This window comes from Corynebacterium stationis, from assembly GCF_001941345.1.
GTDB classification, from domain to species: Bacteria; Actinomycetota; Actinomycetes; order Mycobacteriales; family Mycobacteriaceae; genus Corynebacterium; species Corynebacterium stationis.
The window spans coordinates 2,474,023-2,485,481 of sequence record NZ_CP009251.1 but is presented as its reverse complement, the minus strand read 5'-3'; the positions used below and the strand labels follow the sequence as shown (position 1 = coordinate 2,485,481).

The 11,459-nt window shown below is 57.5% G+C and carries 9 protein-coding genes; 6 read left to right on the top strand and 3 right to left on the bottom strand.

What is annotated here, in order from left to right:
- Positions 1-24 precede the first annotated feature (24 nt).
- Positions 25-1,398 carry a phosphate acetyltransferase gene (gene pta, locus CSTAT_RS11565; RefSeq protein WP_075723577.1) on the top strand — a complete coding sequence of 458 codons (1,374 nt, stop codon included), beginning with the start codon at positions 25-27 and terminating at the stop codon, positions 1,396-1,398.
- Positions 1,395-2,594: an acetate kinase gene (locus CSTAT_RS11560; protein ID WP_075723576.1), complete on the top strand. Its 1,200-nt coding sequence runs from the start codon at positions 1,395-1,397 to the stop codon at positions 2,592-2,594. The genes pta and CSTAT_RS11560 overlap by 4 nt, the downstream gene beginning before the upstream one ends.
- 44 nt (positions 2,595-2,638) lie before the next feature.
- Here the strand turns inward: CSTAT_RS11560 and CSTAT_RS11555 are convergent, their stop codons facing one another.
- From CSTAT_RS11555 to CSTAT_RS11545, 3 genes are read right to left on the bottom strand one after another with little or no spacing between them, the layout of a single operon-like run.
- Positions 2,639-5,299: a serine/threonine protein kinase gene (locus CSTAT_RS11555; RefSeq protein ID WP_075723575.1), complete on the bottom strand. Its 2,661-nt coding sequence runs from the start codon at positions 5,297-5,299 to the stop codon at positions 2,639-2,641.
- Positions 5,296-6,381: a glutamate ABC transporter substrate-binding protein gene (locus CSTAT_RS11550; RefSeq protein WP_075723574.1), complete on the bottom strand. Its 1,086-nt coding sequence runs from the start codon at positions 6,379-6,381 to the stop codon at positions 5,296-5,298. Before CSTAT_RS11550 ends, CSTAT_RS11555 begins: the two co-directional genes overlap by 4 nt.
- Positions 6,381-7,865, bottom strand: a complete 1,485-nt coding sequence (locus CSTAT_RS11545; protein ID WP_075723573.1) for a hypothetical protein — start codon at positions 7,863-7,865, stop codon at positions 6,381-6,383. The genes CSTAT_RS11550 and CSTAT_RS11545 overlap by 1 nt, the downstream gene beginning before the upstream one ends.
- Before the next feature lie 118 nt (positions 7,866-7,983).
- On the opposite strand from CSTAT_RS11545, the gene CSTAT_RS11540 reads away from it, so the two are divergent.
- Genes CSTAT_RS11540 through CSTAT_RS11525 form a run of 4 tightly spaced genes read left to right on the top strand, consistent with a single transcriptional unit; the run spans position 7,984 to position 11,440 of the window.
- Positions 7,984-8,499 carry an NUDIX domain-containing protein gene (locus CSTAT_RS11540; RefSeq protein ID WP_075723572.1) on the top strand — a complete coding sequence of 172 codons (516 nt, stop codon included), beginning with the start codon at positions 7,984-7,986 and terminating at the stop codon, positions 8,497-8,499.
- Between the two features lie 57 nt (positions 8,500-8,556).
- Positions 8,557-9,501: an ABC transporter ATP-binding protein gene (locus CSTAT_RS11535; protein ID WP_066796516.1), complete on the top strand. Its 945-nt coding sequence runs from the start codon at positions 8,557-8,559 to the stop codon at positions 9,499-9,501.
- The gene (locus tag CSTAT_RS11530) at positions 9,491-10,255 is read left to right on the top strand and encodes an ABC transporter permease (RefSeq protein ID WP_075723571.1); all 765 of its coding nucleotides are present in this window, start codon (positions 9,491-9,493) and stop codon (positions 10,253-10,255) included. Before CSTAT_RS11535 ends, CSTAT_RS11530 begins: the two co-directional genes overlap by 11 nt.
- A complete protein-coding gene (locus CSTAT_RS11525) occupies positions 10,256-11,440 on the top strand; it encodes a multidrug effflux MFS transporter (protein WP_075723570.1) in 1,185 nt (394 codons plus the stop codon).
- Positions 11,441-11,459 lie beyond the last annotated feature (19 nt).

Sequence of the window (11,459 nt, the reverse complement as noted above, 5' to 3'; positions counted from 1 at the left end):
AAAACGAAAGGTCTGCTTTCAATTATGCCTGAAACCCGTTCGGCGCTTCTGAATGTGCTTGGTTTGAGTTTCGACGAGATTGATGTGGCCGACCTGGCTGCAAAATCGGGGGTCGCTGTGGTGCGCCTTTCGCAGCAGCCGCCGAAGGTGGCAGAGATTGTTGCTGCGCAGCCGCTTGCCGATGGCCCCGCGTTCGTCGAAGGCTCCGGCGATAGTCACTTTGACGCTGTGGTGGCAGCGGCGTTGGGAATCCCGTTGGTCATTGTTGCCCGCGGAGATTCGCGCGCGGCGATGCTGGCTGAGCGTCACGCCAAAGATATGCACGCCACGGTAGCTGGGGTGTTTAGCCCAGAGCAGATTAGCGATGAACGCGCGTTGCGCCGTGCGGTGAATCTGAACGTGAAGCCGGTCATGTCCGCGCCGGTCTTTGAGCACAACCTTTTGGAGCAGGCGAAAAAGGTCGGCGCGCACGTGGTCTTGCCAGAAGGCGAGGATGACCGCATCTTGTTAGCCGCCGGTGCTTTGTTGGAAAAAGGCGTGGTGAAGCTCACTATCTTGGGCGAGCCGGAAGCGTTGGAATCACGAGCGTCGCAGCTGGGCGTGGATTTACATGATGCGACCTTGTTGGATCACGTGCGCTCACCGTTGCTGGAGGAATACGCGCAGAAATTTGCGCAGCTGCGTAAATCCAAGGGCGTGACCATCGCGCAGGCGCGTGAGACCATGAAAGATATCTCGTATTTCGCCACCATGATGGTGCACTGCGGTGCAGCGGATGGCATGGTCTCGGGTGCCGCGCACACGACTGCGCACACGATTAAGCCGTCGTTCCAAATCATTAAGACTGTGCCGGACGCATCGGTGGTTTCCTCGATTTTCTTGATGGTCATGCGCGGGCGCCTGTGGGCCTTTGGTGATTGCGCGGTCAATCCCAACCCGACGGCGGAACAGCTAGGTGAGATCGCAGTGGTCTCAGCGCGCACGGCGAAGCAATTTGGTATCGACCCGCGCGTGGCGATGTTATCCTATTCCACCGGCACCTCTGGTGCTGGACCGGACGTTGAGCGCGCAACGGCGGCGGTTGCTAGTGCCAAGGCGATTGACCCGCAGGTCAAAATTGACGGTCCACTGCAATTTGATGCTGCTTGTGACCCTGGCGTTGCGGCGAAGAAGATGCCGGACTCCGAGGTTGCAGGGCAAGCGAATGTCTTTATCTTTCCGGACCTAGAAGCTGGCAATATCGGCTACAAAACCGCGCAGCGCACGGGTGATGCTTTGGCGGTAGGCCCGATTTTGCAGGGCCTGAAAAAGCCGATCAATGACCTTTCACGTGGTGCGACGGTACCGGATATCATCAACACGGTTGCGATCACGGCGATCCAAGCGGGAGGGAAATAATGTACTGCTTGGTTATTAACTCAGGATCTTCGTCGATCAAGTTTCAGATCGTAGACCCGGAGTCTTCGGCAACTGATGAGCCTTTGGCCTCTGGTCTGGTTGAGCAGATTGGTGAGCCACAGGGCGCTATCAATATCACCGTCGAAGGCGAGAAATCGCGCGAGGAACTCGAGGTTGTCGACCACACCCAGGGCTTAAAGCGCGCATTTGAGCTTCTCGATGCCCGCGGGGTCGGCCCTTCGCAGTTGGATTTCTTCGCGGTCGGGCACCGCGTGGTGCATGGCGGCAAGCTCTTTTCAGAGCCAGTGCTTATCGATGCCCAAATTGAATCCATGATCGAAGACCTGATCCCTTTGGCGCCGCTGCATAACCCGGCGAACTTAGACGGCATCCGGGTTGCACGGGAAATCCTGCCGGACCTGCCGCACGTGGCAGTCTTTGACACGGCCTTTTTCAATCACATGCCGCCGGCAGCGGCGCTGTATGCGATTAATAATGAGGTCGCCTCGCAGTACAATATTCGCCGCTACGGCTTTCACGGCACCTCGCATGAGTTTATTTCCCAGCAGGTACCGAAGGTATTGGGCCGGGATCCGGAGCACACGAGGCAGATTACGCTGCACTTGGGCAATGGTGCATCGGCAGCCGCGGTGCACAATGGCCGTGCGATGGATACCTCGATGGGACTAACGCCGCTCGCGGGTTTGGTCATGGGTACCCGCACCGGTGATATTGACCCCGGCATCATCTTCCATCTGGCGCGCGAGGCGCAGATGAGCATCGATGAGATTGATGTGTTGCTGAATAAAAAATCCGGTGTCAAAGGCCTGGCCGGTGTCAATGACTTTCGCGCGCTGCGCGAGATGATTGATGACGGCAATTCCGATGCCTGGCTGGCCTATAACATCTATATCCACCAGCTGCGCCGATTCATTGGCTCGTACATGATCATTTTGGGCCGCGTCGACGCGATTACTTTCACCGCTGGAGTGGGCGAAAATGACGTTGAGGTGCGCGCGGATGCGCTCGCGGACTTAGAGGTCTATGGCATCAAGATTGATCCCGAGCGCAACGCGGTGCGCTCCGATGAGCCGCGCGAGATTTCCACCGATGACTCCACGGTGAAAGTCCTGGTCGTGCCCACTAATGAGGAACTCGCTATCGCGCAAAAAGCCGCGGCGCTTACCCAGGGGTAAGCGCCGGAAAGCATCAACGGTGCGCGGGCGAAAGCCCAAGCGCCCTAGAACATCGTGACGGGACGGACTTGGTTTGCCAAGTCCACTAGCGCGTAGCGGTGACGGCTAAAGGGCGCTTGGCGCGCGAGCGCACGCAGCGTATCGGCCAAGCCGTAGCGCAGGCCTCGCTGGGTGAACGGATACTCAAAAAGGTCATTTGGTGAGGCAGCTGCCTTGAGATTGGCGTCGCGCAAGAAGCTTAAACCAGCAGAAATGACGGCGATTTTGATCTGCAAAAAGCGCGGCTCATTCGTTGGGATTTCTTCCAGTCGGCGCGCAGCGCGGCGTACCCGCGATTCGTTGACATCATACGAGATGAGCTGCAGAATCGTGGTCAACTGCGCCATGCGATGATGCCGTGAAGCATTCGGAACTCGGTCCAAGGTCGCAACCGCCGTTTCCACTTGGTTTTCCGCACGCAGCAAGCGAGCTAGTCCGAAAGCTGAAGAAACGGTCGTAGGGTTGGTGGACCACACCGTGCCATAAAGGCGCAGCGAGTTAAAGCGAATGCGCTTCGGGTCGGTGGTGACGTGTTCCCAGATGGTGGGATCTTCAAAATAGGAATCGTCGAGCTCAAAGAGGTTCGAGGTGATGTTCGCACAGGCGCGGGCCACCGGCGGTTCCAAAAGCTGCTGTTCGGAATAGCCCAAAGACTGCAGCAACAGCTCATTGACGGCCGCGAGCGCAAGCTTTGGCGCAGATTCACCGGGTAAAATCTCCAACATATTGGAAAAGTGCAGCTGTGCTGCCTCATAATCTTCCAAAAGTAGCTGGGTAACACCCGAATACCACTGGTAGCGCCAGTCCTGTCCGAGCCTTTGCTCGAGCTTATCCAGCCACTGCTTGGCTTGGCCGGTATAGCCAAGATCCAGCATCGAACGAACCACGCCGAAAGGAATTTCGGCGGACTTTTCATATTCCACAGCTTGCATCGCCTGGCGCAGTGTTTCTAGCGCTTCCTGCGGCTCAGTATAAGAATAGCCCTGCAGCAGCGCCGCGCCGACATCGTCATGGTCCAGCAGTGGCGTGGGCAGCGCGGATACAACCTCGGGGGCGGTAATACGCACGGTCCGCTCGATGCCATCGATAAGCTGGTCGGTGCGAAACACCAAGTGCTTGGTGCCGAATGTCGAACGTGCCGGGGAAAATAGCGAGTGCTGTGCCGGGTGCTGGATGCCATCGCGAATGGCGATGATCTCGCGCAGCACACCATAGAGCTGCGTGCGCAGCTCGCTGATATCTTTGAAGCGCTTTTTCGGATCCGGGTTGGTCGCGCGCGTTAACAAACGGTAGAAGGACACGTGCCGGCGCAGGCGCGGCTGCTCCGTCGGGTTGGGAATGCCGGGCAAAAAGACGCCGTCTTCGCTCGGCAATTTCAAGGTCAGCGCAGCCAAAGTGCGCCCGATGGTGTAGATATCGCTGGCTACCGATGGTCCTTCGGTGGGGACCTCTGGGGCCTGGAAGCCCTTGGTGCCGTAGATATAGCCGAAAGCCCCGATGCCTGAGACCGCGCCCAAGTCAATGAGTTTGACCTGGTCTTCGGTGACAATAATGTTGTCGGGCTTAAGATCGTTGTAGACCACTCCGCGCGAGTGCAGGTAATCTAGCGCCGGCAGAAGCTCCAAGATATAGGCAATCGCGATGCTAAAGGGCAGACGCTTATTGGGCAGTTCATTACGCCGTTTGCGCAGTGATGGCCCGCCTACATACTCCATGACGATGAACCCGCCCGGCACGCGCTCGTCATCGATGAAGTTGAAAATCTTCACGATGCCCGGGTGAGTAATATCGGCTAGGAATTCCCGCTCGGCTTCGGCGGCGGCAGTTTCATCAGCGGATTTGTGCGCCTGCATGCCTTTGAGTACCACCACACGCCCGGAGACGAAGTGGTCATTGGCCAGATAAATCCAGCCCATGCCGCCGTGCGCAATCACGCCGAGGATTTCATACTGGCTGGCGACGATATCGCCGGGCTTGAGCTGCGGCGGGGAAAGCTTCTTTTCCTTAATGGCCTCCGTCGGGTCTATCAGCGCATCTTCGGGTGCGGTGGGAACCACGAACGGCAGGGTGACCATGCCGTCAGCAACTTCGCGGTTGGTGCGCGCTGCCAAGCGCAGCTCGCGGAAAGTATCCAGCGCCTGCTGGCGTGAGCGCTGCGAGGTGTCAAGCAGATCGCCGCTCTGCTTTTCATTCCTATCGCGCAGCTGGCCTAAGTCTTTAATCAGCGCGGCAATATTATCGGGGTCGGTAAAAGCCGCCTCTGAATCATCGTTATCATCCTCGTCGGCAAAGGGGTCAAAAGCAACAGCGTCAGTGCGCTGGTTATCGCCGTCAGCATCGCCGAATTCATCGTCGTCATCGGCAAAAGGATCGAAGGCAACTGCCTCGGTCGCAGCGCCCGTATCGACATCGCCGCCCGCGGTATTGTCACCCGCAGCGCCCTTACCGGCAGGGTCGTCACCGGCACCGACTTGCCGCAACAGCGCGGCTACCTCAGCATCAGCAGCATTGTGGCTAGCGTCGGGGAATTCATCGTCGTCATCGGCGAAAGGATCGAAGGCAACCGCCTCGGTACCGGGCTCGCCTTTCCCCCCATCTTCATCTTTGCCCTTATCGTCTTCAGGAGTGAGGTAGTTGAGCTCATCGTCAGAGAAATTATGCGTCATGCCTGCTCCTCATCATCGTTGTCGCCGCGGCGACCTTCGTCTATATACTTCGGCTCCGGCAAAGTGGGAACGGGTAAGTAAGGGCCGAACCATTCATCGAAAAGCGAGCGCCACGTGCCATCTTCTTGGATGCGGTCGAGCGTGGAATTGACCTGGCGGATAAGCCCGCGCGAATCAAAATGCTGGTCTGGTTTGCGCACGCCGATACCGTAACTCTCCGTCGCCAAAGTTTCGCCAACGATAGAAGAATACGGGTCCTGCGCCATCATCCCGGAAAGCAAAGTGTCATCGACAACCACCGCATTGGTCTGCCCTAACTGCAGCGACATCAAACAATCGCCCCAAGATTTGGTGATGAGCAAATTGGAATTGGGCGCGAAATCGGGGATCTTATCCAGCGCCGTTGAACCTTCCACCGCACACAATGTGCGCCCAGAGGTTTGCTCCACGGAAGTAATCCCGGAGCTCGTAAGCACCAACATGCGCGTATCGGTGATCATGTACGGCTGGGAAAACGCGATTTCCTTCTCACGGTCCGGCGTAATAGTCATCGTGCGAATAACAATATCCACGGTGCCATTAGCCAACGCGCGCGTACGGTCCGCGGATTGCAGGAAACGAAAATCCACACGGTCGCGGTCGCCAAAGATGTCTTCGGCGATTTCGTGCGCGATCTCGACTTCAAAACCGCGCAGCTCACCGGTGGCAGCATCACGGTAGGACAGCAGATTATGCGACTGATCCACGCCCACAATCAACCGGCCGCGCTCAATGATATTGGGCACGCGCTCTTTCGGGTCTTTATCATCAGGGCGGTAAGTACCGCGCAGTTCCGCGTCAAAGTTGGACTCTTTCGGTGTGTACTCGCTCGCCGGCATCCAGCGTGAGCCCACCGGCAGCGGGGGACCAGCAATGGGTGCAGTCAAAGGATCCGAATTCATCGCACGTGGCAGCTCATTAGTTTCTTCACTTTGCTGCAGCGCCGGGTCCGGCGGGGTCTTACCGTCGTTGCGGGTGCCGCACGCAGTCATCGTCAAGCAAGCTGCGAGCAACAACGCTGAAAGTGCACGAGTTTTAGTCATTAGAGGTACTCCTGCAATCGAGGGCGAATACCCAGCCACACGGCAAAGAGCGCAAGGACCGTGAGGATCATGACGGCAGAGGCCACAAAGGTCATCGCGGCAAGACCTTCCAAGATATAGGCGCGCATGGTTTCACGCGAATCGGCAATCAGCTTGGTCAAAGCGTTATCCAAGGAGTTAAAGGCAGAGGCAGCGGTGGCCTCTTCGCCCGGGTCGGGGTTGGCGGCGGTGGCAATGTGCAGGGCATCGTCATAGCGGCCAGATCGCAGCGCGGAGACAAATTCCTCATGGGATACGCTCCAGGCATCGAGTGCTTCGCGCGCGGTGTTAATGGCCTGCTGGGTGCTGGTTAGATCATCAGGTTCGGTGGAGGCCGGGGTGGTGGCTTCGAATTCGTCAAGGGCTTCGCGGATAGAGGATTCGACCTGCACGAAGGGTACGGATTCGTCTTCGGAATCGCGGCGCACTAGCGCCAAGGTTTCGGTGGTGCGGGCTTGCTGGGCGGCAATGCGCGAGGTGGTCAATGAGCTCCACGGGCTGGAGGCTTCTTCAAAGGCCTGGGAGCCCGCGGACCAGGTGGCGATATTGGCAATTGAGACCCAGAAAATAGCCAGGGTCATCAGCGAGGTGGCGGTGACAAAGCCGCGGTTGAGCCGGCGGCGGGTAACTCGCCACAGCCACCATTGCGCCAGCAGCAGGAAGAATACGGCGGCGAAAAGCCCGGAGAGTGGCACCCATTGTGGGGAGGTCAAGCTGCGTTGTTCATCGGCTACGCGCGAGGAGGTTATCGAGTACAGCCGGGAGGCAGCAGGCAGGATTTCTTCACGCATGATGGCCGAAGCATTCGACATATATGCTGCGGAAACAGCATTGGACATGCGGTGGTTGGCGCGCGCGTTTTCGACCGTGCCGGTGTAAACCGGCAATTCGCGCTGGATAAATTGCACAAGTTGCCGGATTTCATGGTCGGCGGTGCCAGCGCCTTGAACGGCTTGGGTGGCAGCCACGGCAGCACGGTCGATGGCCTCGTTGTACTTTTGCCTGCTTTGCGATGATTCCACCCCGCCTTGCACAAAGCCTGTCGATGCCACAGTGTCCGCCAGTGACAGCGAGGTATAGAGATTATGCGCGGCATTAGCGGTGGGCTCAGTAATGGTGAGCAACCGATCGAGATCGTCTTGGCGCTCAGCGGAAGAACTCGACATGGATACACCGGCAGCGGCCAAAGCAATAGAAAGGGCGACGGTGATGGCGAACATGCGACCAGGGGTGGTCGTCATGAAATTCCAAATGCGACGCAAAAGGCGCACGGGACCTGAGAAGGTGGAGAGCGCGAATTGCGTGGCGGGGTTGAACACTGGATCCGAGGGTTCTGTGACCTCATCTAGCCAGTGGTCATGGGAGCCGGGATCGGTTGATTCAGGAGAGGGGAAATCCTCGTCTTTAAGCTGCACATTTCGCTGCGCATCCCGATGCCCGGTCATTGCTTAAGACTAACGCAATCAAAGTGTGATCTTCTACCCACTGACACGAAATGTTGTGAAAATTGGGGCTGATGTGATTCGCTTCGCGCGCGAAGATGCTCGAGTAGGATAAATAACTATGGCTGGACGGGAAGCACTACACGCAAATGGTGACGGTTGGGCAGCAGGGCCCGGTGGGGTTCGCATGTGGGGACGCTATGGCGCTGCCGGGTTATTTCTTCTCGCGCGGAATAGTTCCGGGCCAGTGGTGCTGATGCAGCATCGCGCTGCGTGGACCAATTTCGGTGATACATGGGGCATCCCAGGGGGCGCGCGCGACCTTCACGAAAGTGCCGAAGATGCAGCTGTGCGTGAAACCGTAGAAGAATGTGCAATAGATCCAAATCACGTCTTGGTGGTGGGGGCGGAAGTAACCGCCGGTCCTTTTGAGGCAGTAGCGGGCTTACCTGGTGGGTGGACTTATACCACTGTTATTGCCCAAACCAGTGATGGAAATACGCTTGCTACCACGGCAAATGAAGAATCTAAGGAGCTGCGTTGGGTGCCAGTAGACCAGCTGGAAGAGTTGCAGCTCATTGCGCCGTTTCGGCAGGCACTGCCAAGGATTAGGCAGTTGATTGAACCATTGATTTAAGGGGTAATCGGTGGGGTCAGCGGCCACGCGAGAGGATTTTATGGCAACGTTGTGTGCATGATTGAAGTTCAAGGATTGACGAAACAATATCGGTCAGTCCGTGCGGTTGATGACCTCTCTTTTGAAGTCAAGCCCGGGAAAGTAACTGGGTTTTTAGGTCCTAACGGCGCGGGCAAGTCCACTACCATGCGCATGATTGTCGGACTTGATGAGCCAACCGCAGGTAGCGCGCTCATTCACGGCACGCCTTATTCGAAGCTGAAGAACCCACTGCGCACCATCGGCTGTTTGCTTGATGCCAAGGCAGTGCACCCGAACCGCTCTGCGGCGGCGCACTTAAAGTGGATGGCGCAATCCAACGGCATTGCGACCTCACGGGTGAAGGAAGTCTTAGAACTTGTGGGCTTGAGTGATGTGGCCAAGAAGAAAGCCGGCGGCTTTTCACTCGGCATGGGCCAACGCTTGGGCCTTGCCAGTGCTTTGCTGGGTGACCCAGAGATTTTGATTCTGGATGAGCCGGTCAACGGCCTTGACCCCGAAGGTATCCGCTGGGTGCGCTCTCTGGTGCGCGCGCTGGCGGCAGAAGGCCGCTCGGTTTTGATTTCCTCCCACCTGCTCTCAGAGATGGCCTTGACCGCAGATCACCTGGTTGTCATCGGACGCGGAAAATTGATTGCGGACCAGCCAACTTATGAGTTCGTGAAAGAGCATTCAGCGTCCAATGTTTTGGTACGCACCGATTTCGTGCCGGAATTTTCCCAAGCTTTGGAAAATGAGAACGTGGAATTTACTTCCACCCACGACGAAGAAGGCCGCGAGCAGCTGCTCATTCGCGACCAAACCACCGATTACGTGGGCAACCTCGCTTATTCGGTGGGCGTGCCGCTGACTGAGCTAACGCTCAAGCGCGCTTCGCTGGAAGACGCTTTTATGGATCTCACTAGCGATTCCGTGCAGTACCATGCCGAGGCTCTACCGGGAGAGGACTCCGATGCTTCTTAATACTTTTCGCTCAGAGCTGACCAAGTTATTTACTACCCGCTCGGTGTGGTGGACAACCGGAGTATTCTTTTTCCTCGCCATCGGCTGGACGTTGTTGATGGTTCTTCCGGGCAACTCCCAGCCGGTGGAAGAGCAGATTCCTGTGCCACCTAATGCTTTAGTCACGGGTGTCTACAGCTTGGCTATGCCAGTGCTGCTCATCCAAGCCGTCATGGTCGTGACCACCGAATACCGCTTCGGGGTCCAAACCAACACGTATATGGCGAATCAAAACCGCGCGATGGTCGTGATTGTGAAAGCCGTGATGTACGCGGCTATCGCCGCAATCCTCGTGGTCGTCGCTATCTTGGCAGTCCTGGTGCTAGCGAAGCTGTTGCTGGCTGGTGAGATGGGCGAGCAATTTGAGATCTTTGACGATTTCACCAAACGCGCGCTGTGGGTCTTCCCCCTGGGCATGCTCATGCTCGTTATCTTTAGCCAGGGCTTAGGCCTGATTATGCGTCAGACCACCGGCGCGGTGGCGCTGTCGCTGATTTTGTACTTAGGTATCGACGGCATGGTGACCATGATTCCGAAAATCGGCGAGGACATCGTGCACTACATGCCATTTTCCGCGCTCAACACGTGGATCATGGATGGTGATGTTGCGGGTGCACCGTGGGATTCCGTGACCGGATCCGGACTGGTCTTTGCGGTCTGGGCACTGGCAGCCTGGATTATCGGGCTAGTTATGTTGGTCAAACGAGACGCATAGATGGCCGTTTCTTTACTTTTGGCATTGGCGCTGTTGTCCGCAACAGCGCCTTTTGCGACTGATATGTATCTTCCCACCCTGCCAGCGGTGGGTGCAGAATTCGGCGCCCCTGACTCGGTAGTGCAGCTGACCCTCTCAGGGTTCTTCGTCGGCATGGCGCTGGGGCAGCTGATGGTGGGCCCGATTTCAGATGTCATCGGCAGGCGCCGGCTGCTCATTGCCGGCGCGATAGTGGCGCTTTTAGCCTCCGCTATCGCAGCACTCTCACCGAGTATCGCGATCTTTGTCGCCGCGCGCTTTTTACAAGGCTTAGGCGGCGGGGCATGCGTGGTGCTCGCGCGCGCTATGGTGCCGGACCTGCTATCTGGGCGCGAAGCCGCCAAGACTTACTCGCTGTTGATGGCCATCTTGGCGATTGCCCCCGCCGTCGCGCCAATCGTCGGCGGCCTGTTGGCGGAGCCAATTGGCTGGCGTGGCATCTACTGGGTGCTTACCGGACTGCACGCAGTCCAGCTGCTCGTGGTTCTAAAGATCGTTCCCGAAACTGGAGGACAAAGCCCTGGCGGCCAAGGTGCCACAGGACAAAGATTTTTGGCGCGCGTGCTTTCTAACTACGCCGCTGTGCTCAAAAGCCCGCGCTTTTGGGGATTTCTTGCGGCGATGGTCTTCGCCTTCGCTTCCATGTTTTGCTATATCGCAGCATCGTCGTTCGTATTCCAGCAGGAATTTGGGCTCAGTCCGCGCGGCTATGCTGCAGTCTTTGCACTCAACGCCTTGGGCATGTGCGTGGGAAGTTTTGTGAACTCACGGTGCATCGACAAGTTAGGCACCAAGAAAGTCATGCTGGGCGGGCTGAGCCTGGCGCTCTTGGGCAATGTGCTGCTGCTGATTGCGGTGCTATCCGGCGCAGGACTGGTCTGGATTATTCTTGCGCTGCTGCTGTGTATTTCGCCTAACGGAGTCATCATGGGCAATTCCACGGCGATGGCAACTGGGCTCATGCGCACGCGCGCCGGCTCGGTCACCGCGATTATGGGCTTTGGGCAATCGGTGCTCGCCGCTGTCGTCGGTCCGTTGATGGGCCTAGGCGGAAATACCGCGGTGGTGATGTCCCTGGGCATGTCAGCATGTATTGCGATTGCAGCGGCAGGTGCCGTGCTGGCAACCCGCAATTTCGTGGACTAGTCACCGGTAGGTCCTAATC